Source organism: Gynuella sunshinyii YC6258 (assembly GCF_000940805.1).
In the GTDB taxonomy this organism is placed as follows: Bacteria; Pseudomonadota; Gammaproteobacteria; order Pseudomonadales; family Natronospirillaceae; genus Gynuella; species Gynuella sunshinyii.
The window spans coordinates 5,319,139-5,343,783 of sequence record NZ_CP007142.1 but is presented as its reverse complement, the minus strand read 5'-3'; the positions used below and the strand labels follow the sequence as shown (position 1 = coordinate 5,343,783).

Genomic DNA, 24,645 nt, shown 5'->3' with positions numbered 1-24,645 from the left:
ACAAAAAATATCACCTGTCAAGCTCTTGCCTTACTTAAGCCCGCTGTTGTTGCGGATCAATCAGTTTCATAAACGCCTGCACGGGTAGCGGCGGGCTTTTCAGATAGCCTTGGTAAGTGTCACAGCCCAGTTGTTTGAGAAAGTCCAGCTGGGCTTGTGTTTCAACCCCTTCTGCCACAATTTTATAATTCAGGTTATGGCCGAGGCTGATGATGGTTTGTGTCAATTGTCGGCTATCGCGGTTGGCGGGAATTCCTTCAAGAAAACTACGGTCTATCTTTAAGGTGTCGAGAGGGAAATTTTTTAAATAAGCCAAGGAGGAATAACCGGTTCCAAAGTCGTCGATAGCAATGCTGATTCCCATTTCCTGTAGCGCCACCAGTTGTGGAATGACTTCTTGTTCCCGTTCCATCAGTGCGCTTTCGGTCATTTCCAGCTCCAGCCATTCGGCGGTAAAACCGGTTTCTGCCAGAATGCGCCGGGTCATATCCACCAGATTGACAAAACGTAACTGGTAAGGAGAAATGTTGACGGAAAGTTTCAGCGCAGGCAGGTTGCGGGCGCGCCACTCTGTTCCCAATTCACAGGTTTGGCGCAAAACCAGTTCACCGATCTGTTCGATGAGTCCCGTTTCTTCTGCCAAACGGATAAAGTCTGATGGCGGAATCAATCCCTTATCAGGATCAAGCCAGCGGACCAACGCCTCGGCACCGGTTACATGACCATTTTGAACATTGCACTGTGGTTGAAAATAGACCGTCAGATGACCGTGCTGCAGAGCATCTCTGAGTGCATTTTCCATTTCCAGTCGTTGTTTCAGAGTTTCGCTCATGTCCTGACTGTACAGCGTAAAACTGCCACGCTTGGTTTGTTTGGCCTGATACAATGCGACGTCGGCCTGTTGTAACAGTTGTTCCGGTGTTTTGCACAGTTGTGGATAACGGCTGACACCGATACTCGCGGATATGTGTATGCGGGCGTGGTTGGGTAGTTCGAATACCGGCACAAGTTGCTGCTGGACAGTACCGGCATAGGTGAGCAGTGATTGGGTGTTGGTATTGGTGTCGAGCAGAACAGCAAATTCATCACCACCGATACGAAACCATTGTCCCTCATTTATCGCCAGCAGTCGTTGTGCTGTTTCTACCAGAACATGATCTCCCATTGGGTGGCCATAACTGTCGTTAACATCTTTAAAGTGATCCAGATCGACGATCATCAATGCCGTGTCGGTGGTAATGGTGGTAATTGTTTGTTCCAGAGCGCGGCGATTGGGTAGTTCTGTGGTGACATCATGTTCTGCCAGAAACGCCAGACGTTGTTGAATATTCTTAAGGTCATCAATGTTCACCAGAGACGTGACATGATTGACCAGTCGACCTTGTTCAAACAGCGGACTGATTGACATCATCGTGGATCGCGGGGTGCCGTCCCGGCTGATGATACAAGCCTCAAGCTGCAGGCTGTGGCCGTTTTGCAGTTGTTTGGATACCGACTCTTTTTCCACCTGGGTGACGATTGTCCAGAGATTGATCTGTGGAAGCTGTTGATAGCCGGTCATCTGCAAAAACGCCGGGTTGGCGTCTTTAATTTCAAAGTTGGCGTCGGTGACGACGATACCTTCCGAGGAGTGTTCAAAAAATGCGCTGGACTGCTGTTGCAGACGTTTGTGATGAGCCATTTCCTGCATCAGCTGGCCACTGTTCTGAATCATCAGCGACCACTCAAATGGTGCTTGATGGATATAGCGTTCAAATCGTTCGCGGTAGAAAATGACAAACAGATACAGTGGAACGCTGAATGAACTGGCCAGCAGGATCTTACCCGGCAGATTGCCGATGATAATCTGTAGTACCTCGGCATTCGGACCAAAGGCAATCAGTGGGAACAAAGTACCATCGGCGCAAATGACCCCTATGAACAGCAGAATGTAGCAAAATGCCAATATGTTTTTTTGGCGAATATATTTGCGCAGCCATTCAAACGTGATGGTCAGGAACAGTAGTTCCAGAATGATCAGAACCCCGCCGAGAACAATAAAAGCTGCGGATACTTCGAACGGGCCGGCCGGAACATTGAACGTATTGACGATGCCGGGCTGGCTGAGCGAGAAATTCATCAGCCGGGCCAGTAGAAAATTAAACAGGTCAGCAATGATGACCAGTCTTATCACGTGCTTGAGAATGATCAGATTGGCTTCTGCCAGAACGAACAGCGTGACGGTCATCATAAAGGCGCCATACAGCAGATTTCCGCCAGATAGCAGGATGTGTTCGCTAATGGGAATTGAGTAGATTGAGCCCAGAAATCCGCCAAGAATCAGCAGCGCCGTCAGGTAGCCATAAAAGGAGACCTCGCGAATAGCATTCGGGAGTCTTAAAAAGTACCACGCGAACAACGCATATAGCACCACGTGAGCAATATAGAGTGCGACCATAAAAAGCTCTTGGTGTAAGGAGTTGGATATCAATACGGTATCTTCCCATTCCGGTCAACTTAGAATTGCGGCTTAAAACCGTATTGCATGGTTGACAAATGCCGTACTGGAACCCTAAAAAAGCACTTAAACCGTTTTTATGACTTTCCAGTGTTCATTGTCCAGGGAATTCTGCTCACTATGCCCGATACCATTCTTGCGAGTAAGTTATACCGGCCGCCACTCAGGCAGGGTCGGGTGTTTCGCCGGGATCTGATTGAGCGTCTGAATGCCGGTTTGCATGGTCGTCTGACACTGGTTTCCGCACCGGCCGGATTTGGTAAAAGCACGTTGATCAATGAGTGGATGGGGCAGTGGGAGTGTGCTGGTGCCTGGCTTTCGCTTGAAGCGGCTGATGCTGAAACGTTACGGTTTATCCGCTATCTCGTTGCCGCATTGACCACTATCGACAAGCGCTGTACGGCTCGGACGATGGCATTGCTGCAATCGTCGCAACTACCGGCGATGGAAACAATCTTGACCGGTCTGTTGAATGATCTGACTGCATTCGGTGCGGAGTTTGCGCTTGTGCTGGACGATTATCATGTTATCGATCAGGAGGAAGTGGATACCGCCCTTGGCTTTCTGATTGAGCGGTTACCTGCCAATGCGCATGTGGTTATCTGCACCCGTGAAGATCCGGGTATTCCACTGGCACGTTGGCGAGTGAGAGGAGAAATGACAGAGTTGCGTGCCCCTGATTTGCGATTCAGTACTGCCGAGGCGGCGGAGTTTCTGAGCCATACCATGCAGCTCAACCTGCGCGAAGCAGATATTCAGGCACTGAAAACGCGTACCGAAGGATGGATAGCCGGCTTACAAATGGCGGCGTTATCATTGCAGGGGCGCGATGACAGCGAGGCATTTATTCAGGCTTTCACTGGCAGCCACCGGTTTGTTATGGATTATCTGGTGGAGGAAGTACTGCAGCAACAGTCGGCATCCCTGTGCAGTTTTCTGTTGCAGACATCCATATTGGAACGGTTGTCTGGAGATCTGTGCGATGCCGTTACCGGACAAACCAATGGCAGGCAAGTGCTGAGGTCTCTGGAACAGCTTAATCTGTTTGTTATTCCACTGGATGATGAGCGCCGTTGGTATCGCTATCACCATTTATTTGCAGAAGTCTTGCAGACGCGCTTGCAGGCTGAATATGAATCATCTGCATTACAGCATCTGCGGGCCAGTGTGTGGTTCGAACAACAGGACGATTTTGAGGATGCCATTCATCATGCGTTGCGGGCTTTCGATTATGAGCGTGCCGCAGACCTGGTGGAATGTTGCTGGCCGACCTTACGTCTGATTGCCTCGGAACACCTGTTTCTGAACTGGATGCAACAGTTGCCGGACGCAGTTATTCGTAATCGGCCGGTGCTCAGCGGTTATTTTGGGTTGATTCTGTTGTCCACCGATCTGGATCGTGCTGATTCTTATTTGTCGACTGCAGAAACACGGATTTTGTCCATGGATACCGGACAGGCGGAGGCCGTGTGTACGTCAAATCAGTTGGCCCTGGCGCAGATACCCGGGATCGTGGCGATAGGACGGGCCTATTACGCCGGAGCAACGGGAGATTTTGCCGGCATTATTGAATATGCCCACCGAGCGCTTGAGAGTCTGCCCGAACAGGATTCTGTCTGGCGCGGTTCTGCCGGTGTGCTGCTCGGACTCGCCCAGTGGAATATGGGGGATGTTATTGCTGCCCGACAGGCGATCAGTGATGGCGTGGCCAGTATGAAAGTATCGATGGACATCAGTGCGATCATCAGCGCGAGTTATTTGCAGGCCGAAACCGAAATGGCCCTCGGGCGTCTGCAACAGGCCTATGAAACGTGTCAGAGTGTTTTGCAACAGGCGTTCGGTCAGAGAGATTGGGAGGGAGATTGGGTTCCTCAGGGAACGGCCGATGTACATGTGCTCGTAAGTGAAATTCTGTTGGAGAGAGGCGAATTGCAAGCTGCCATCGAACAGTTGAATCGCAGCCGCGAACTTGGTGAGCCGGCCGGACTGCTGGAATCCCGACATCGCTGGTACATTGTTATGGCACGGATCAGACAGATTCAAGGGCAGTTTGCGGACGCGGGTGAATTGTTGGTTCAGGCCGCGCAGTTGCAGTTGGCTGGTCCGGCTCCGGATGTTCGTCCGGTATCCGCCTGGCAGGCACGGTTGTGGCTGGCCCAGGGAATGTTCAGGCGGGTAGCGGATTGGGCCGACAGCGTTGGTTTGCAATTGTCGGATGACATTCCTTATCCTCGTGAATTCGAATACCTGACGTTGGCCCGATGGTATCTTTTACAACCGGAACGCTGGCAGCAAGGGACGCTGGTTGACCTGCAGGCGATGCTGAGCAGGATGAGGCAGGCGGCTGAGGCTGGCAAACGGGATGGATCTTTCATTGAAATTCTGTGGTTGCAATCCCTGACTCAAAGGCTGGCCGGTCAGCCGCAATTGGCAGCGCAGACATCTACCCGTGCCATGAGTCTTGTCCACCAGGCAGGTTACCTGGCTATCACTGCTGAATTTGAATCATTGGCAACGGTGATCATGACAACTGCTGCGCCAGCAGGGCAGTTATTGGGCGAGTCTTTGAGCGAGCGCGAACTGGAGGTATTGACTCTTTTGGCTGGCGACCTGAGTGGTCCGCAGATCGCTGACCGGTTGTTTGTCTCTTTGAATACGCTGCGTACTCATACCAAGAACATTTATCAAAAGCTCGATGTAAATAACCGCCGGGCGGCTGTTACTCTGGCCCGGCAACTGGGCCTGATCTCCTGAGCTCTCCATCCTGATCACCCTCAAAATCACCACATGTGGTGATGTGAAGCACTCTTCAGCGGATTAATCTCTAGTTCGAACCCGTTACCTGTATAGCGTGGTGGCCTGGTTCAGCACGAAATAACGTTTCTGCTAACCGGAGCTTCCAAACTCGCCGAAGGTTATCGGGATAATGATCAGTGGCCTTCGTAAAGTGCTGCTGAACATCAGTTTAATGACACAATGGAGATGTAATCATGAGCAAACATACATTCACTCAACTAGGCTTTTATTCACTGCTGACCCTGGCTGCGCCAATCACACTGGCGACCGGAAACATCGGTGGTGTAGTGGGGCACAAATGGTTGGGAGATGACTGGTCACATCATGATGAGCAGGATTCTATCGGAATATTGCTGGATATCAGGCCTCAGAGCTGGCCCGTCAGTCTGGCCTTCGATGTCTTTGGTACTGGTCATGAGAAAGACGATGGGCCCGTGGGTGTGACCGACTATACCGCCGAGGCACATATTGGTTTACGGAAATATTGTGATCTGAGTGAAGGGTTGTTCACGCCCTATATAGGTGGTGGTCTGGCGTTGGTTTATGCAGAGGAGGAGGTTCGAACTGACAGCACCGTAAAATATGAAGACCGTGGTGCCGGCGTATGGCTCGGTACCGGCGTACAGGTGAATCTGAGCCGTCAGTTCAAGATGGGTGTCGATGTCCGTTATTCCTATGCTGAAGTTAATCTTGCGGGTGATGATCGTAATGGTGGTGGCATTAATGCTGGTATCAGCCTTGGATATCACTGGTAAGTCAGATAACGGCTGGTATTTGTTTATCTGTATCTGAAGCCGGAAAATTTCTTGAATGATCATTTTTCGGTTTTATTTGCAGAACAAAAATGAATCTTTGTTGTCGCCTTGTTATACAAATCGACGAAATGGGAGGGATGTGATGAAAGCTGCTGTTTTTGAGCAATACGGAGCCCCCGAGGTGGTTGCGATCAGGGATATTGAAACCCCGGTTCCGAAAGCCAATGAGGTGTTGATTAAAGTGCATGCCAGTACTGTCAGCGCTGCTGACTGGCGTATCCGCAGTTTGTCAGTGCCCAGAGGCTATCGTCTGATACTCCGTCTGGCATTCGGTTTTTTTCGACCCAGAAAGCCTGTTCTGGGTGTCGAAGTTGCCGGTGAGGTGATTGCCACAGGTGTTGATGTCACTCGATTCCAACCCGGTGATCAGGTCTTTGCTCTCACCGGAAGACGACTCGGTGGGCATGCCGAATATTGTACGTTGGGCGAAACGGATGCGATTGCCCACAAGCCGATTAATGCCAATTATGAACAGGCGGCCTGCCTGGCTTTCGGCGGAACCACGGCATTGGATTTTCTGCGTCGTCTTGGCGATATCCATCGTGGTCACAAGGTGCTGGTCAATGGTGCCTCGGGAGCCGTAGGGACGGCAGCGGTTCAGCTGGCCAAATATTTTGGTGCAGACGTGACTGCGGTGTGCAGTCGTGCCAACTCAGATCTGGTCCTGAGTTTGGGCGCTGACAGGGTAATTGATTACCATTGTGAAGACTTCACCGACAATGGTGAAACTTATGATCTGATCCTGGATGCGGTAGGAACGGCTCCCTGGCCACGATCAAAACAATCGTTGTCTGCTCAGGGGCGATTGTTGGCAGTCGTGGCTGATCTTGCCGATAACTGGAAAGCATTGCTGGTGTCACGACGCAGAGGGCGACGACTGGTGACAGGGGTCGCCCGTGAGAGTGCCGAGGACTTGCGCTTCCTGGCTCGATTAATGGAAACCGGTGTATTCCGGCCGGTCATTGATCGCCAATATTTCATAGAGCAGATTGTTGAAGCTCACGGCTATGTGGATGCCGGGCATAAACGCGGCAACGTGGTTATTGTTATCCAGTGAGCAGGATCAACAAACTGTGTGCAAACCGGTTGTGTTATGGATCTTTTTGCGGGATTTGCTGAGGCTTCGGTTGTTGATGTGTTTTGTCAGTGATTGTGCTTTCTCTCGTCAGTCACACTATTAACCTGGCAACCAAACAGATCATCCTGATCTATTAGTTTGTCGTCCCGAGAAACCTGGCAGTGTTTTGCTAAATACCGAATCCTCAGACTGCTTGATTTCCCGGGACTCGCATTGGCTAAGGCCAATGATGTGGTCCGACACCTTGACGCATCCCTGCTTCACACGATTAACCCGGCATAAATGCTTGCCGGGTTAATCGTCATACAACGGTTGTACAGTGCCATGTTTGTCGGATGACTGAAATTCAATGCTCTACATTTTTATTTGTGATTCATTTTCCTGGAAGAGAGACAAATTTAAGATTTCTGGTGTGCCTGATTTGTTCTCTTAAAAAAAGCTTATTGAAATGTCTTTTGTATTTCTCTATTGACTATTGTGATTAGTTGATATCCGAAATTCTTTGTCTGATGATTTTCTAAATCTAGTGTTTTTTTACATAAAATGGCCTGTTTTTCGGCGGGTGTGTTGGCTTTTTTCCTATAAATGGACTGTCATTCGGTGCATTATTGCCTCTATGCGGATGTTTTTAGGATTTAAAAAACAAACGAAATGGTCTTTCATTTTTTTTACAATTTTATCTTTTTTTTGAGTTTTTGTTTTAGTTGTCTTGATAATTAGTTTGTTTTTTAAAGATTGGTTTTTGGGTCGGTGAGATCAGGTAAAAATTTTTTTTGATACGGCAAAAAAACTTATTTTGTTAATAAATTGTTCAGGGATGTAAAATTTGCACAATAAAATGTTAATTTTTGTGAGTTTTTTGTCTTGCTTTTGGCCGATCTAAATTTACCTGGAAAATGAAAAATAAGTTGTTCGCAATGAAAATATTTCAACAACCGAATGTGGCTATGAATTTGTCGTTTGTAGTCAGGGACCCAGTTTTCATAATATTGAAGACAGGCAGGTAAATATCCTTTCAGAGATCCCTTGTTGCTATTGCTCAAAAACGTATGAATTGCAATTAAAACAGTGAGTTGCCGGTTTTTTTAGGAAATCAGCAGCAAGTTGGTCAGATGACTGTTGGGAGCCAGAGAATATCCGTGATATAACCGTTGCTTGTCTGGCCGTAAACCGTTTGAATCGGCACTGTATGGACAAGTTATTCATTGATAAATGTATAGTGCCATTTCGGGTATAGAGGTGTGGCCGGGCTGGCGTATTGGTCTCAACCGGCGCAAATTATAATGACTTACTTTGATCATCTTTCCAACGTTTACCGTTCTGTCATACAGCAAGTGATGGCGGACCCTGCTCAGTTGCCATCATTACCTGCATCCACGTTCGAGTTACGCAAAGCTGTGCAGAACCCTGACCTCGGCAACGAAGCATTGGCAGCAATCTGCTCCCGCGATCCCGGTTTTGTGGCACTGCTGGTGTCAGCTGTAGCGAGTCCGCTCTATAACAGAGCTCATCCGCCCAGTACTGTCAGTGCGATTGTAGGGGTACTGGGTAGAGAGAAAGTTGACCGTCTTGCTATGGTATATTCGATCAAGAGTCTGTTCGTATTTCGTTCCATCCGTATGAAAAAAGTTTATAGCCAGGTTTGGGAACGTGCGGTTTTGACTTCCGGAATCAGTGCTCTGTTGGCTAAAAAATATACCCGTGTCAATGTCGAAGAGGTTCTTATGGCCGGGTTGCTGATAGAGCTGGGGACATTGGCGATACTTAGCGCTCTAAAAGAGGTGAGTGATTTTCCCAGTACGGATGAGTTTGATCAGCTGTGCAAAGAGTATGGCAAGAGTCTGGCGGCCATCATGTTAAAAAAATGGATGCTTGATGATCAGGTGATTCACGTCATAAAGTCCAGTGGCTGCTGGTTTGATAGTCTTTCTGATCAGTTGAGTATCGCTGATGTGGTTAATTTGGGTTTATATTGCGCTTTGAAGCGAACTAACTCAGGGCATCAATTGCCCCCGATCACTGAAGTGGCAGCTTATCGAAAATTGCCGCAGGCGGCTCAAGTTGTTGATCGGTATGGGATCCTGGCTGTGGTCAATGATCACGAGGAAGAAATTCGGTCGATACAGAAATTGCTGGCGGTTTAGTGGTCGCTTTTGTCATTTTGATACCGCGCAAATAGATCTTGATTTTGGCTGTCTCAAGCCGGCCTGTATTTGTGTTTTCAGGAATTTCAGGAAAACCAGATCATTGCCAGAGTATCGAAATATTCCGACTTTCTCCCGCTAGAGTAGACATCATGCTGACTTGCAACATTGAGGTCCCCTTACCCCCGTTTTGTCTTCACTATCTTCGGCCTGAATAAGCTATTTTGACCCTCTGAATGAATTGCTATATTCCAGGGCCTGAGTTGCTGGTTGGGGCAGGTTTGTCTGAAGAATCCTTTTCTCGTTGCATGACAACTCTTGTTATTTCTAAGTATGAATCTGTATGAAGGTTATTTGCCGGTTTAGCGAAATATCGACAACCAGTAAGGCAGGCTTATTTCTTAGAGCATAGTGACTGTATGCATTTGAATAGTCCTCAAAGCGTTACTGTCACTTGCGACGCGAGCGTTTTAGATTTCAGGCATTGTTGTGCAATACCTGATCAACTCACCGGCCGCCCCCGCTTAAGTCAGTTCAGAATACTTCCTGTATACGTGGTTTTTAACCGAGCTGTAGTACAAAAGTGACGTATTCGGAAGTATGTCGATTCTAATTGTTGTACGTAAAGCTGAATGGATTTGCTTCGACCTATGGTTTATATCCGCCCACCTGACAATGATCAGACCAAAGCATCCTGCGCGTTGGTATTGCAGAAACCTTAATACAGTAAGCAGGGGTGTACGTTGTTCGGCAGGGGTATCAAATAACTACTACTAAATTGGAGAATATGCTCATGCAAAATTTTCGTTTCCCGGGAAATTTTTGTGTTAAAGCACTTTGGCAAACAGCTGCCATTATGATGATTTCATTATCCTGTCAAGCTGGATTTTCAGTTTCTGGAACTCAGCTGCTGGATGGTAATGGTAACCCTTTTGTCATGCGTGGAATTAACCATTCTCATACCTGGTTCACCAGTCGAACCACTCAGGCAATAGAGGATATTGCTAGTGTCAAGGCAAATACTGTCAGAGTTGTTCTGAGTAATGGTTACCGTTGGAACCGGAACTCAGCCAGTGACGTCGCAGATATCATCCAACAATTAAAAGCGCACAAGATGATTGCCGTACTGGAGGTACATGATACCACCGGTTACGGCGAAGAGAGTGCGGCTGCTTCTCTTGATAGTGCCGTGGATTACTGGCTGGATATCGCCAGCGTGCTGGAAGGTGAAGAAGACTACGTCATCATTAACATCGGAAATGAACCAATTGGCAATAATGTATCTTCGAGTGTCTGGATTAATGACCATATGGATGCCATTCGTCGCCTTCGGGATGCCGGGCTGACGCATACTCTGCTGGTTGACGCACCTAGCTGGGGGCAGGATTGGGAGCGGGTTATGCTCAATAATGCGGCTACAGTTGCGAGTGCAGACGTTTTGCAAAATACCGTCTTCAGTGTGCATATGTATCAGATATACCCTGACCATAGTACGGTATATAACTATATTACTCAGTTCCTGGAAAACAATCAGGTTCCTTTAGTAATCGGCGAGTTTGCGTCTGTTGGTTATCAGGGGGCCAGTGTGGATGTGGACTCCATTATGGCTCTTTCTGAGGAAATGGGACTTGGTTATATCGGTTGGTCATGGTCTGGAAATTCCGGTAGTGCGGAATCTGCACTGCTTGATATTACGATTGATTTTAATCTGAATAACCTTTCTGAGTGGGGCGATCGTTTGATCAACGGCGAAAACGGTATTCGGGCTACTGCTCAGCCAGCAACGGTATTTGCCGATGGCGGTGACGGTGGCGACAATGGCGGTGATAACGGCGGTGATAACGGCGGTGATAACGGCAATGCCGACTCCTTGGTCTCTTGTGAAGTGACTGCTGCGTATACATGGGGTACGGGTTATCAGCTTGAGGTTAAAGTCACCAACATCAGCACTGCGCCTGTTGAGCACTGGCAAGTTAGCCTGGAATATGAAGAAGCGCCTGAGCTGGTTAACTTCTGGAATGCAGATTTGACTGCTGATGGCTTGAAGGTTCTGGCAAATAATGCCAGTTGGAATGGTAGCCTGGGCGTTGGTAGCAGTACTTACTTTGGGGTTCAGGGCAATCACGACGGCAGTTTTATCTCACCATCCTGTTCTGGTAACTAATATATATTTGGTTATTTGACTATCATCAGGCCCGGCGAAAATCTACAGGCTGTAAGAGTATCTCGGCCGGGCTTCACTCTTCTACCGCGGATATGACCATGATAATTTATTTCTGGTCCTCACTCTCGCTCTCATAAAAAAACTAAATAATTTTCATGGAATGAAGGAGTAAATTTACCGATTTGCAATGCTCCTGAAATTGATTTCCTGGTGTGCTTACTGTTTGGTTATCAGGTTTAAAAGATTAAAATAAACGATATCTAATAATATGTTAAAAATAATAATAATATTTTGATTAAAAACTATTAACGGGCTTGAAAAGTTTTATGAAACACGGTACTCCTATCTCCCGAAGAGGCAATTTTATTTCAGCTATGACGGCATTGAGTATTGGAAAAAAATTCGAAGCCTGGCATGACTGTATGAAAATGCTTCAGGAGTTTGTCTTGTAAATGATAGTCGATAATATTTTCGACCGATCATATATGGATACGCTCGCTCTGTTTTGGGGCAATTGACAGGAATACCTGTTAATTTTCCGTAAAATCAATGATTTAGATGATTAGCTAGGCAATTGTTTGGTAGAATACTCTGATATATATTGACGGCACAGCAGTAGCGACTGTTTCTTAGGGACAACCATAAAAAGTTTTTTTGCTACTCCAGGCATATATTATGGCTGTAAAAAAGAAAACCACACCTTACTCAAATGTACGATTTTATGACGTCGGCGAACACGCTGGCGGTTTTGTTGGCTATCGGGTCTTTCAGGCTAATATCAAGAAGTCCCACTATTTCAGTATTAAACAACTCGGTAAAAGAGAGGCGAAAAAACAGGCGTACGCGCTGGCCGAAGAGCTGCAGCGGGAGTATCCCACTTTCGCGAAGATACGCTCCTCTCGAAATAATCGCAGGTTGTTGGATATAGGTTTACCTGCTGGGATAGGCATTCAGATTGATGTTTTGCACAGAATAAGGGACTCGGGAGAGGCATACTGGAACTTTGCCCCAGTGTTTGTAGTTGAAACGTATATGAATCCTAAAATTGATATCAAACGTTTTTCAATCCGCCTCAATGGCTACGAAGCCGCTTGGGAAATGGCCGTTAACCGCTTTGCTAAACAAAGGAAGTTGAAGCGTCAGGAAAAAGAAGAACTGATGGAGAAAATACCTGACCGTGAAGCATTCATGAAATTGCTGCGGATGAAATTAAAGCAATATAAGGATCTTGATCCTAAAGTGGACCGCAAAAAATTCAAGGGAATTCTTCAATAACCGCGCCACTTGGTAACATGTTACCTCATCTCTGCCAGGTTCCAGTCAGGATAAGCAGCGTACCTGGTAGATACCGTGTATCTTGTCTCCCTTTCATAACAATCCCCTGTGTATATATGATGTAATCGTAAATACACTGGCGGCCCTGATCTTGCGGATTTTATTTGTAAAATCAGTCGTTTTTCCTCGTATCGTTGCATTTTACAAATGATCGATTCTGCGTTTGTTTCTGTTAGTCCGGCATAAATGCTTGTGGGGTTAATAAGATTTATCTCTGTTGGGCTGATCTCAACTATGCTTGACTGTCTTTGTTTTTTATCTCACGTTCTTTATAAAAAAATCTTTTTTTTAAGTCGGAAATATATCGTCTTTTATAAAAATCTAAAATTTTGATTTTATAAAATACTAAAAAATAATTGGGATGATGTTTCAAAATTATGAATATAATTTGATTTTCATTTTGGATGTGAAAATTCTTTTTTTCGAAATAAATTTCGTGTGCTGGAAAATATCTCTATCAAAATACTAGTGGTTGGGATTTCTATTCATATTCTTGTGTAAGCTAAAATAATAAGTTTATTAAGTTGAATTTAGAATTCATTTAATTGTCGCTCCGGGAAATCTGGCGGTGTTGGGCGAAACACCGAATCGTCGGACCACTTGATTTATCGAGGCTCACATTGGCTATAGCCAATGGTGTGGTTCGACATCTCGGTGCATCCCTGCATTACACTATTAACCCGACATGTATGCTTGCTAGGTTAATAAGTTTGGCTGTTATCGGTTTCGCCGTTGTAAATGATCCTGTCTTTGGACTTTCAGTGAGCAAGGTAATAAAAATTGTTATTGCAGGTATGAATATGTATGTGGAGTTAGTGCGCCAGTGGCCAGCAACACACGATGATCAATGTATGCACAATAATATTCTGTATATATCTAAAGATGCCAAATGTGCTGTGCTTGTTATTAACCTATTAACTATATTTTTATGGGTTAATAAAAGCGTTCTGCTGTGTTTATGGTGATGCGTATCGCTCCATCAATAACAATCAACCTGATATCTGTATGCGAAATTATGAAGGTGCAGGCATTTGAAATGTGTCTGTCATGCCTTGTTTTAGAACTGTTGCTGCTTCGGTCATGTGAAGAAGATCAGGCCTCGAGAAGACTGCTCTCTGGAGTTGCTTGAAAATGTCATGGTGACAAAAAAAGCAGTTGGAGCCCTGACAGGGAATCCGTACTATCCGGATATCATTCACATGTAAGGAGAGGAACAGTGTTTTTTGGCAGTGATAATCAGGCGGGAGCCTCAAGCCGTATTTTGGAAGCCCTGGTACAGGCCAATGATGGATTTACACCGGGATATGGTGAGGACCAATGGACTCAGCTAGCGGTACAGGCAATATGTAGCCTGTTTGAATGTGAGGCAGAGGTGTATTTTGTTGGTACAGGTACTGCGGCTAACTGTCTGGCACTTGCCAGTCTGGTACAGCCCTGGCAAACCATTCTCTGCCACGGTGGTGCACACATTTATATGGATGAGTCCACTGCGCCGGAACTGTTTACTTCTGGATCGAGATTACAGCCTATTTCTCAGGGACAAGGCAAGATTTCTGCTGACCAGCTGAGTCTGTATATGGCTGGAGACGCTTACCATCCTCCTCATAATCCTCTGCCGGGTGCTTTGAGCATTACCCAGGCGAGCGAGGCCGGACTGGTGTACTCAATTGAAGAGTTGACTGAGCTATGTGCCGTGGCGAAGCAACATCATTTACCTGTGCATATGGATGGTGCCCGTTTTGCCAATGCTGTTGCTGCGTTAGGTTGTTCGCCTGCCGATATTACCTGGAGGGTCGGTGTTGATGTGCTGACGTTGGGAGCTACCAAGTGTGGTGCTCTGTGCGCAGAGGCTGTGATCTTTTTCAATAAAGAACTGGCGGCTGGTTTTGAACATCGGCGAAAACGAACCGGTCACCTGCTGTCCAAGGGGAGAGTCTATGGTGTACAGTTCTTAGCGTGGTTACAAGATAACCATTGGTTGGATCTTGCTCGTCATGCTAACCATCAGGCATCCATGTTGGCAGAAGAGCTGCTAAGTTATGATCAAATAAAGCCCGCCTGGCCAGTACAGGCAAACGAGCTGTTTATGGTCATGCCTGGTGCATTGGTTTCGTTTTTGACTGAATCTGGTGCTGTATTTTATGAATGGTATCCCGACCAGATTGCACCAGGGTGTCATTTGAGCAAAGATGAGAAAGTGATCAGGATGGTGACTTCATTCAGTACACGTGATGAGCATCGTGAAATGTTTTGTCAGCTTGTCAGACAGTACTTCGAGAGACCGACTAAATAATGACGTTAATTGCAGAACGGTGGTGCCGTTCTGCAATCTGGCTGCGAGCTATTTCTGACCGTAAAAAGCTGCCTGATATATAGCTTTAACATCATCCACGCTTGGTTTCCCTGGATTGGTCAGGGTACACGGGTCTGCGTGAGCATTTTCACTCATATATTTTAAGACATCTCGAAATACAGATTCGTCAAATTCGACTTCCGAACATTCTTTAAAACAATCCGGAATATTTAATTTCGCATTCAGCATGCTAACTTCCTGGGCGATATCATCAATATCCAGCAGTCGTTCCAGTTGCTCATACTTTTGGGTGAACTGCCGGTTAAAGCGAACTACATATGGCAATAGAATTGCATTTGCCAGACCATGAGTAACTCCAAACTCGCCGCCTATTTTGTGAGCCAGAGAGTGAACCAGCCCAAGTGACGCATTAGTAAAAGCCATGCCTGCCAATGCAGAAGCATTGTGCATATTAAACCGGGCAGCTTTGTTATGTGGTTCTTTATAAGCAGTTTCAATATTGGCAAAAACCAGTTGTATGGCTTCCACAGCATATGGATCGGTAAACGATGTTGCGGCGATAGAAGCATATGCTTCCAGTGCATGAGTCATGACATCCATACCTGTGTTAGCAGTAACATGAGCGGGCATGTATTCAGGAATTTCCGGATCGAGTATGGCAATATCTGGCACGATATCGGTTGCAACGATGGGATATTTGATGTGTTTTTCGGTATCTGTAATGACAGAAAAAGCCGTGATTTCAGATGCTGAACCACTGGTGGATGGAATAGCGACAAAACGTGCTTTGTTCCTTAAAGGAGGCATGGAGCCCACGGCAATGATGTCTTCAAACCTGATCTGCGGGTGTTCGTAGAAGCACCACATGACTTTCGCAGCATCAAGCGCAGAACCTCCGCCGATCGCAACGATCCAATCGGGTTCGAATGCGATCATTGATTTTGCTCCACGATGAACAGTGGCTACGGAGGGATTAGGTTCGACGCCGTCGATAATAATGGACTCCATTCCCGCTACTGTTAATAGCTTTTGGATCCGATCGAGAAAACCAAAGCGTCGCATTGAGTTACCTCCTGTAACAATTGCGGTTCGTTTTCCCCGTAGTTCGGCAAGTCTGTTTATGGCATTTTCACCATAAATAATTTCTCTTGGAACAGAGAATCGCATAGTGCTCATGGTCATAGTCCTCATGTTTTAAGTTAGATTAATGCTGGAGAGTAAGGTAATGCACTGAAATTATGGTGATATTGATGTTTGTCAGCGTGTCGGGACAATAATAGATAGTTTTTCGATGCAATATGTGTTGACAATGTTTATCTACATTTTCCTGTTTTTCCGAATACTTCGATTTTATTTTCTCCTACTAAAGAACGGTGCCTGGTTGGTTTTTGTTTTTTTGGCTTTGTTTTTGTTAATGATCAACGAGTTTAATGAAAGAGAAAAACCTTAAAAAACAAGGCATTTTTATGGATTTTGTCCATATCAAGGTTGCTGCTGGTGTTGCTAAGATTTTTATGCGCGGACAGAAATTTTATTTCTAAGGCAATGTTGACAGTCCGGTAATATTATTTAAATTATCGTTAATGAGATCACAATTTTTTATAAATGTGATTTTCATGATGATATTAGATAAGCATGCTAAGGCTTATTCGAGTCTCAGGTCTCGATATTTTCTTAAACGGTTTTGAAAAGTGGAATTCGGCGATAGAAATCCAGTTGTCTTTGATTGTTCAACCCAAAAAAAATAGATGTAAATTTTAATTGACGGATATAAATTGTGTGAATTTATATGTGGTTCATTTATGTCCTGTCAAAATTTTCGTCACCATTAAGAAGGATAAACAAGTGAAGATTAAAATTTCTAGTGGGGTAAGTTTGCCGTTGGCTTTGGCCATGGCTGTTTCCGCTCAGGCTGCTCAATATGTTCCTGCGACGCAGGAAATGTTCTCGAAGGGAATTGCAGCAAATAGCGATGCATCTTTGGAAGTTGTAACGACTCGTACTCTGGCAAACGGAAGAACGGTTACGCGTTATCAGCAGTCATACCAGGGGGTTCCCGTTTGGGGAGTGACTGTAACAGGTTCAGCTCAAGGGGGCGCTGTCAGTGTTCGTGGTGATGTATTGTCTGACATTTCCACTGATGTAACCTCAGTTAAGCCAACTATTAAGAGCACCGCTGCAATTAACACTGCGATGACGCAGGCAATTGTCGATCGCTCTACTCAAGGCGTCACAGTTGGTGCCTTAAGTTTATCTTCTCTGAAATCATCTGCTCAAAATCTGAGTCAGTCTTTGTATATCTATGTTGACGCTCAAAACAAAGCTCGCCTGGCTTACCTGGTGTCCTGGGTGGAATACACTTCTGAGCCGACTCGTCCGTTTTTCTTTGTCGATGCACATACTGGTGAGGTTCTGGAACAGTGGGATGGTCTGGCTCATCAGGATGCTACCGGCCCTGGCGGTAACTCCAAAACCGGAAAGTATTATTACGGCACTGATTTTCCTGCAATGGAAGTTAATAGCGGGTGTGAGATGAGTACCAGTAATGTCGATACAATCGATATGAAAAACCGTACTTCCGGTGGTTCTATCTTCTCGTTTGATTGTCCTGAAAATACTTACCAGCAAGTCAATGGTGCATACTCTCCATTGAATGATGCGCACTTTTTCGGAGGTGTGATTTTCGATATGTATCGTGATTGGTACAACGTTGCACCGTTAACTCAGAAGCTGCGGATGCGGGTGCACTATGATCGTAATTATGAAAATGCATTCTGGGATGGTACCCAGATGACGTTTGGCGACGGTGCCAGTCAATTTTATCCATTGGTCAGTCTTGATGTTGCAGCTCACGAGGTCAGTCATGGTTTTACTGAACAGAACTCAAATCTGCGATACAGTGGTCAGTCTGGTGGTATCAATGAAGCATTCTCTGACATGGCGGGAGAAGCTGCTGAGTTTTATATGAAAGGTACCAATGATTGGATGGTCGGTGAGCAGATATTTAAATCCAGTGGTGCGTTGAGATATATGGATAATCCAACCAGAGATGGTGACTCTATCGACAATGCTTCTGACTATTACACTGGTCTGGATGTACACCATAGCTCAGGCGTTTTCAATAAAGCATTTTACCTGCTTGCCACTACCAGCGGTTGGGATACGCGTAAAGCGTTTGATGTCTTTGTACTGGCGAACCAGACTTACTGGGGTTCAAACAGTGATTTCAGTGATGCAGCCTGTGGTGTCGTAAGTGCAACCGGAGATCTGTCTTACGATGTAAACGCGGTATATGCTGCATTTAGCGGTGTTGGTGTTGATACCTCTTCCTGTGGTGGCACAGGTGGTGATGGTGGTAGTGATGATACGGTCACTCCAATTGAAAACGGCGTATCTGTATCATTGTCTGGTAGCGCCAGCAGCGTTAAGTATTATTCAATCGAGGTTCCTGCTGGAGCGAGCAATCTGCAGATTGTGATGGCAGGAGGAACGGGTGATGCTGATATGTATACCCGTAAAGGTAGCCTGCCAACCACCACCAGTTATGATTGCCGCCCATATGAATCTGGTAACAATGAAAGCTGTTCAGTGCCTTCACCCAGTGCAGCCACTTATTACATTATGATTCGTGGCTACTCAAGCTATTCTGGCGCGACTTTGACCGCCAGCTACTCCACTGGAGGCGGTGATGGCGGTAGTGACGGAAATTCAGGAACCGAAACCGGATTGAGTGCGGCGTCTGGCGATTGGTTATATTTCCCTATTGAGATTCCTTCCGGAGTGGCATCTTTCGATGTGACTACCAGCGGTGGTACGGGTGATGGGGATCTGTATATTCGTAAAGGTTCAAATCCAACCAGATTGAGCTATGACTGTCGTTCCGCAGGTAGCAGTAATGCCGAAAGCTGTTCCATCAGTAATCCTGCAGCAGATACCTGGTATATTGGTATCAGAGCTTATAGTGCATTCTCGGGTGTTACTCTGAACTGGTCCTATCAATAAGTGATGCTGATCACTAACCCGGGCTATTATCCGATCCGGGTTGATTACGACATATAAAAAAAGGGGGAATTAATTCCCCCTTTTTGTTGTTGCCTGCTCATCAGGCTCTAGTTCATTCTGAGTTTGTCGAATATAAGGATATTGAGTGTTCAGGTAATCTACGGCCTGCCCCTGGGTTTTAATCTTCATTAGCGTCCATTCATTGTGCAGCCATGCGCAAATACTTTTTATTTTTGCAAACCGGTTGTGCCCTCTTTTGAATCGACTGTAAGAAACCATACTCACAGATAGCATCAACAGAACCCGCTGAAATGGGTTGAGCGGCTGATCCTTGCTGGTGGCCTGACGGTGATATGGTCTTGGTTGTACCTGTACATAGTCCCGGCGTGGTGTATGTAGTGTCAATAACTCATCCAGGCTGTTGGCATGTTTATCCCGTTCGGTCAAAGCAGGAAGATCCCATCGCTGGCATAGGGTGCGAATAATACTGGTGTGGTCGAAAACTGTCTGACAAATGGTCCCTGCCCGAATCCATGGAGATACTATGACTGCGGGCACCCGAACTCCCAGACGGTCAAAACAGAAACCTTGTTCACCAGCAGGCGCAGATTTTTCCGGAGCCATTGCTGATGGTGGTGGCAAGTGGTCAAAATTACCCCCGTGTTCATCATAAGTAATGATCAATAAGGTTCGTTCCCATTCGGGGCAGTGTCGCAGGGCATGGTACACATTAGCTATCAGCTGCTCACCAGCCAGTACACTGGATACATCCACCGGGTCCAGATATGGAGGGATACCGGCTGGTGGGTGTTGATCATTATTATCGATCATCAGCCGAGGTTCGATAAAGCTGTAATCCGGCAGCTGTCCTGTATAGGCGAGATCAAAAAAAGTGTTCATATCATGGACGTGCCGGTTAAGGGACCAGATCGATGGTTGCAGCAACTCGGTAAAGCTGACGACATCTTCGGGGTCATAAAAAATGCCAAAACTGCGGCCATGCTCGTGCATGCGATTGAAAATACTGGGAGCAGAATGCAGCAGCCACTTATGAACCGGAGAATTGTTGACAAAACCGCGCGAGGTTCCACAGTGTGCAAATGAACGGTTGCCAAAAGTCTGGCTGGGAACCGAGCTGAACCAGTGGTCGCAGACTGCGAATTCCCTGGCCAGCGTTGCAAGCACTGGTACAGATTCGGGTGCAAACCCAGTCATGATCTGCTCATACAGGCTTGCATCTGGTCGTCGCCCGCCAATCGCTGGAACTCGGCAACGAGCCATTGCCCGTTTGATAAGTGGGTGAAATAGTGAGCGATTGGCCATGTCAGGATGACTTTGTAACTGATAGATATAGTCCAGTAAAAAACCTGACATGGGTGCCTCTGCCGGTAAAGGTTCCGGTAGATTGTAAGGTGGCCGGTTAAATGGAAAGCGACGATTGGCGGTTGGAATACATTGGCCGTAGAGTTGGGTATTAACGTGATAATACTCTTCGCCCGGATCTGGATTTGGACTGCTCATTCTGGTTGTTTTACTATACGGCACCACCTTTGCGCCTGACCGGGCGAATGCATCAGGTAGAGGGTTACTGAGCGACAGGCCACTGACACCGGCGAAGTTCTGTTCTCTGGGAGGGTGTCTGAATGGCTCGGGATTGTCTGGGTCATATAACCAGCCGAGCATGTTATCAAAGGAACGATTTTCCAGCATCAATACCACCACATGATTGATCTGCTGTAACTTTGATGACATTACTCTCTCCGAATGACGTTTCTGGCAGGTGGCTCTACTCTATCATGTCCAGTTGGAGAAACATGTGCAATACATCGATTTAGAACAATGGCCCCGTTATCAGCATTTCAAGTTATTCAAAGACTTCGATTTTCCTCATTTCAACTTGAGCGCCAATGTGGATATCACCCGCTATCTCGCTATGGTTAAAAAACAGAACTATTCCTTTACTTTGGCGATGGTGCATCTGTTAACTCATGCCGCCAATCTGCGTACTGATTTCCGACTGCGAATCGAGGGGGAAAAGGTGGTTGAATATGATGCCGTACATCCATCGATTACCATGCAAACCGGTGGTGATCTGTTCAGTTACTGTCGGCTGGAATATTCTGATCAGCTTAACCGCTTTATAGCGGATAGTAATACCAGAGTGGATACGGTTAAGGCCAATCCGACAGTGACATTCTCATCCAGACTGGATCTGCTGTATATCACATCGATACCCTGGGTATCGTTTACCAGCCTGAAACACCCGGCTCATCGTAACCCTCAAGACTCTATCCCAAGGCTGGCATTTGGGAAATATTTTCGTACCGGCGATCAGGTGATGATGCCATTGAGTGTGCAGGTGCATCATGGGTTGATGGATGGTATTCATGTTGGCCAGTATTATCAGACTGTTCAGGAGTTGTTGGATCAGGATGGCTAAATATTGGCGCTATATCAAAAATCAATAGCTGTAACGCAAAATGTAATGGCATTTAATACAGCCAGACAGAATACTTGGTGTTCGTTTACAGGTTCTCGGCAGGCCGACGAAATCAGCGTTAACGGGCCCTGGTATTTCCATCTGCAAAAATAATAAGAGAGATGCGTTATGATTATTGATTGTCATGGTCATTACACCACGACACCGCCAGGAGTAGGCGAGTATCGTGAGCAACAGAAAAGCGCTGTTGCGAAAGATCCGACCTTTATGGGCGAAAAAGGTACGATTAATGTTACCGATGATGAGATTCGCGAGAGTATTGAAAAAAACCAGTTGCGGTTGCAGCAGGAGCGCGGTACGGATCTGACAATATTCTCTCCACGTGCCAGTTGGATGGGACATCACATTGGTAATGAATACACCAGTCAATATTGGACTGAACATCAGAATGATCTGATTCGTCGGGTTTGTGATCTGTTTCCAAGCAACTTTGCTCCGGTTGCGCAGTTGCCTCAGTCTCCAGGCGTTGCCCCTGAAAAGTCGGTACCAGAGCTGGTGCGTTGTGTGGAACAGATGGGGTTTATTGGCTGTAATCTGAATCCTGATCCGTCCGGAGGTTTCTGGAAAGATGCGTCACTGGCTGACCGGTCTTTTTATCCCCTATACGAAAAAATGTGTGAGCTCGATGTGCCGGCCATGATTCACGTAAGCGCGGCCTGCAATGATTGTTTTCATACAACCGGCTCCCATTATCTGGGTGCAGATACGACCGGTTTTCAACAACTGGTGATGTCTGATGTGTTTAAGGACTTTCCGACATTGAAGGTCATCATCCCTCATGGTGGTGGCGCAGTTCCTTATCACTGGGGGCGATTCCGTGGTCTGATGCAGGATCAGGGATATGCACCGCTAGAAGAGTCCGCGTTGAAAAACATTTATTTTGATACCTGTGTGTATCATCAGCGGGGTATTGATCTGTTGCTGGATATTGTGCCAACAGAAAATATTCTGTTTGCATCGGAAATGATCGGAGCCGTGCGTGGTATCGATCCTGAAACCGGACATTACTTTGACGATACCAAACGTTATATTGATAACAATACCCGGTTATCCAGCGAACAAAAGGAAATGATTTTTTCTGGTAATGCGTTACGGGTGTTTAGTCGCCTCAAACTGGCTGAGTAGGATATTTTCCACCCGTACATTTGTGTCTACGGGTGGCTCCTCTGTTCCTGTCCTTCAATTTCTTTCTATTAACCTGACATAAATTACTTGCCGGATTAATAATCTGTAATTCCGCAGTTTTTACACATTCAATGCTTATTATTTGACATTCATGCGCCCAGAATTCACGCCGATTTATCGAAAAGGTTTTCGGGGTGTGGCAGATGTTGGTTTCAAATACTTTGCTTCGATCAGGTTTCTTCGTACAACGGATTGGCCAAGTGTTGACATTGGCGATTCTGCTCGCGGGAACAGCCATTGCTGACTCCGGGATGCCACCGAGCCCATCTTCGGCCGGAGCAGGTGGAGAAACCCTGTTGAGACCATTCGGTGAAAAAATGATATCGGTAAAACCGAGTGGTGTGTATCAGCAACAGGGTCAGGTGGTCAGTCAGCAGACGAAGACTTATCAGGCGGCCAAAACTGATCAATCCGTTATTTATGTGTATTCTGGTGGCCATTATTCGCTGACTGATGGCTATCTGAATAAAACCGGAGCCTCCTCAAACGTCAATTCAAGTAACATGTATGGTAATAATGCGGCTGTGCTGGCAACGCAAGGCAGTCATGTTGATCTGACTGAATGCACTGTGCACTCAGATGGACATGGGGCCAACGCAGTGCTGGCATATGGCGAAGGCTCCTTCATTCAAGTGGAAAACTGCACGATTTCGACGATCAAGGAGTCTTCCAGAGGTGTTCATGCAACCTACGGTGGCACCATTACAGTATCCAATTCCACCATTTCCACTCAGGGAGCACACAGTGCTGCGCTTGCCACTGATCGTGGTGGTGGCACCGTGAAGGCCACCAATGTGACCGCGACCACTCAGGGAGAAGGTTCTCCGGGTATATACAGTACTGGCAACATTGAAGTATATGCAGGTAACTACGTGGCTTTGGGGTCCGAGGTGGCCGTCATTGAAGGTAAAAACAGAATCACTCTGAATGGTACGGATATCACTGCATACCAAAAACGCGGGGTAATGCTTTATCAAAGTCATTCAGGAGACTCAGTTCCGGGTGAAGGGCGTTTTCAAATGGTTGATGGTTCTCTGACTAACAGCTCTTCCGGACCGGTCTTTTTCGTTACCAATACAACTGCCAGAGTGTCGTTGACCAGTGTCGACATCATGAACTCCAGTAATACTTTTTTGCGCGTGGTAGCACCGGGCAAAAATGAGCCAGACACCCTGCCTCAATGGGGTCAGGAAGGTGGCAAGGTAACCTTTGACGCAATCCGGCAGGAGCTGACTGGTGATGTAGTGACCGACAGCAGGAGTTCCGTCACGATGGACCTAAACGAAGCGTCAATACTGCGTGGTGGCATTAATATCAATCACGAGGGTAATGTGGATTTGACTCTGGATGAAAGCAGTCGTTGGGTATCACCCTCAAATTCTTATGTCAATGTTATTCGCGGTGCACAGTTGCAGGACAGTGTTATGGCGAATATTGATGCGCCTGCAGGTGTAACGATTTACTACCACAAGATGACAGATTTAAATGGCAGCTGGCTGAAGGGAAATTACATTCTGACATCAGGCGGTAAACTGGTTATGAATTAGAGAACCTCTGAACCTTTAGCTGCGTCATCGTCGGCAGTATTCAGGGGTGTCTGAATTAGATTGAAGTTGAGCATGTCTGGTCATTAAGGCCATTTAGGGCGAATATTTTTAAGAATATTCGCCTTTTTTTTGCTTTATTTACTATTAACCTGAGATAGACAGGGATGCCTTCGCCGGGTATTTCTTTGACATGCTGTGATATGAGTAAGCCGACTTAGATGCTTACAGTCAGTCTGATATCAGACGTTATTATCGCTGCTCAATGGGA

The 24,645-nt window shown here is 46.4% G+C and carries 15 protein-coding genes; 12 read left to right on the top strand and 3 right to left on the bottom strand.

The genetic code is table 11. The features are described 5' to 3' along the window. Window positions 1-34: 34 nt before the first annotated feature. Window positions 35-2,437 (bottom strand): sensor domain-containing protein, encoded by a 2,403-nt coding sequence (locus YC6258_RS22390; protein WP_052830490.1) that lies wholly within the window; start codon window positions 2,435-2,437, stop codon window positions 35-37. A gap of 180 nt (window positions 2,438-2,617) precedes the next feature. On the opposite strand from YC6258_RS22390, the gene YC6258_RS22385 reads away from it, so the two are divergent. The 8 genes from YC6258_RS22385 to YC6258_RS22350 all read left to right on the top strand — a co-directional run bounded on the left by YC6258_RS22385 (window position 2,618) and on the right by YC6258_RS22350 (window position 15,122). Then, window positions 2,618-5,251 carry a winged helix-turn-helix domain-containing protein gene (locus tag YC6258_RS22385; RefSeq protein WP_044618882.1) on the top strand — a complete coding sequence of 878 codons (2,634 nt, stop codon included), beginning with the start codon at window positions 2,618-2,620 and terminating at the stop codon, window positions 5,249-5,251. A gap of 236 nt (window positions 5,252-5,487) precedes the next feature. Next, window positions 5,488-6,048, top strand: a complete 561-nt coding sequence (locus tag YC6258_RS22380) for an outer membrane beta-barrel protein (protein WP_044618881.1) — start codon at window positions 5,488-5,490, stop codon at window positions 6,046-6,048. A 142-nt stretch (window positions 6,049-6,190) separates the two neighbouring features. After that, a complete protein-coding gene (locus YC6258_RS22375; RefSeq protein WP_044620315.1) occupies window positions 6,191-7,165 on the top strand; it encodes an NAD(P)-dependent alcohol dehydrogenase in 975 nt (324 codons plus the stop codon). Between the two features lie 1,304 nt (window positions 7,166-8,469). Next, window positions 8,470-9,330, top strand: a complete 861-nt coding sequence (locus tag YC6258_RS22370) for an HDOD domain-containing protein (RefSeq protein ID WP_052830489.1) — start codon at window positions 8,470-8,472, stop codon at window positions 9,328-9,330. Window positions 9,331-10,123: 793 nt separating this feature from the next. Continuing rightward, window positions 10,124-11,494: a cellulase family glycosylhydrolase gene (locus YC6258_RS22365; RefSeq protein ID WP_052830488.1), complete on the top strand. Its 1,371-nt coding sequence runs from the start codon at window positions 10,124-10,126 to the stop codon at window positions 11,492-11,494. Window positions 11,495-12,169: 675 nt separating this feature from the next. Next, window positions 12,170-12,769, top strand: a complete 600-nt coding sequence (locus tag YC6258_RS22360) for a hypothetical protein (RefSeq protein WP_044618879.1) — start codon at window positions 12,170-12,172, stop codon at window positions 12,767-12,769. Window positions 12,770-13,539: 770 nt separating this feature from the next. Next, window positions 13,540-13,794: a hypothetical protein gene (locus YC6258_RS22355; RefSeq protein WP_144407717.1), complete on the top strand. Its 255-nt coding sequence runs from the start codon at window positions 13,540-13,542 to the stop codon at window positions 13,792-13,794. A 251-nt stretch (window positions 13,795-14,045) separates the two neighbouring features. Next, entirely contained in the window at window positions 14,046-15,122 is a 1,077-nt protein-coding gene (locus YC6258_RS22350) for a threonine aldolase family protein (RefSeq protein ID WP_044618877.1), read from the top strand. 48 nt (window positions 15,123-15,170) lie between these two features. On the opposite strand, the gene YC6258_RS22345 is transcribed toward YC6258_RS22350, so the two are convergent. Next, the gene (locus YC6258_RS22345) at window positions 15,171-16,319 is read right to left on the bottom strand and encodes an iron-containing alcohol dehydrogenase (protein ID WP_044620313.1); all 1,149 of its coding nucleotides are present in this window, start codon (window positions 16,317-16,319) and stop codon (window positions 15,171-15,173) included. A 669-nt stretch (window positions 16,320-16,988) separates the two neighbouring features. Between YC6258_RS22345 and YC6258_RS22340 the strand changes: the two genes are divergently transcribed. Beyond that, window positions 16,989-19,145, top strand: a complete 2,157-nt coding sequence (locus tag YC6258_RS22340; protein WP_211264575.1) for a M4 family metallopeptidase — start codon at window positions 16,989-16,991, stop codon at window positions 19,143-19,145. Window positions 19,146-19,214: 69 nt separating this feature from the next. Here YC6258_RS22340 and YC6258_RS22335 read toward each other — a convergent pair whose 3' ends face one another. Beyond that, on the bottom strand, window positions 19,215-20,897 hold the full coding sequence (locus YC6258_RS22335; RefSeq protein WP_052830486.1) for an alkaline phosphatase family protein: 1,683 nt from the start codon (window positions 20,895-20,897) through the stop codon (window positions 19,215-19,217). Window positions 20,898-20,961: 64 nt separating this feature from the next. On the opposite strand from YC6258_RS22335, the gene YC6258_RS22330 reads away from it, so the two are divergent. From YC6258_RS22330 to YC6258_RS22320, 3 genes are all read left to right on the top strand, one after another. After that, window positions 20,962-21,585 (top strand): chloramphenicol acetyltransferase, encoded by a 624-nt coding sequence (locus tag YC6258_RS22330; RefSeq protein WP_044618876.1) that lies wholly within the window; start codon window positions 20,962-20,964, stop codon window positions 21,583-21,585. Window positions 21,586-21,753: 168 nt separating this feature from the next. Then, a complete protein-coding gene (locus YC6258_RS22325; protein ID WP_044618875.1) occupies window positions 21,754-22,770 on the top strand; it encodes an amidohydrolase family protein in 1,017 nt (338 codons plus the stop codon). Between the two features lie 203 nt (window positions 22,771-22,973). Beyond that, a complete protein-coding gene (locus YC6258_RS22320) occupies window positions 22,974-24,377 on the top strand; it encodes a hypothetical protein (protein WP_144407716.1) in 1,404 nt (467 codons plus the stop codon). The last annotated feature ends 268 nt before the right edge of the window (window positions 24,378-24,645 follow it).

Excerpts from the sequence above, each read along its gene's own strand:
- YC6258_RS22390 (WP_052830490.1), bottom strand. The coding sequence starts at position 2,437 with ATGGTCGCACTCTATATTGCTCACGTGGTGCTATATGCGTTGTTCGCG.
- YC6258_RS22385 (WP_044618882.1), top strand. The coding sequence starts at position 2,618 with ATGCCCGATACCATTCTTGCGAGTAAGTTATACCGGCCGCCACTCAGG.
- YC6258_RS22380 (WP_044618881.1), top strand. The coding sequence starts at position 5,488 with ATGAGCAAACATACATTCACTCAACTAGGCTTTTATTCACTGCTGACC.
- YC6258_RS22375 (WP_044620315.1), top strand. The coding sequence starts at position 6,191 with ATGAAAGCTGCTGTTTTTGAGCAATACGGAGCCCCCGAGGTGGTTGCG.
- YC6258_RS22370 (WP_052830489.1), top strand. The coding sequence starts at position 8,470 with ATGACTTACTTTGATCATCTTTCCAACGTTTACCGTTCTGTCATACAG.
- YC6258_RS22365 (WP_052830488.1), top strand. The coding sequence starts at position 10,124 with ATGCAAAATTTTCGTTTCCCGGGAAATTTTTGTGTTAAAGCACTTTGG.
- YC6258_RS22360 (WP_044618879.1), top strand. The coding sequence starts at position 12,170 with ATGGCTGTAAAAAAGAAAACCACACCTTACTCAAATGTACGATTTTAT.
- YC6258_RS22345 (WP_044620313.1), bottom strand. The coding sequence starts at position 16,319 with ATGAGCACTATGCGATTCTCTGTTCCAAGAGAAATTATTTATGGTGAA.
- YC6258_RS22335 (WP_052830486.1), bottom strand. The coding sequence starts at position 20,897 with ATGTCATCAAAGTTACAGCAGATCAATCATGTGGTGGTATTGATGCTG.
- YC6258_RS22325 (WP_044618875.1), top strand. The coding sequence starts at position 21,754 with ATGATTATTGATTGTCATGGTCATTACACCACGACACCGCCAGGAGTA.
- YC6258_RS22320 (WP_144407716.1), top strand. The coding sequence starts at position 22,974 with ATGTTGGTTTCAAATACTTTGCTTCGATCAGGTTTCTTCGTACAACGG.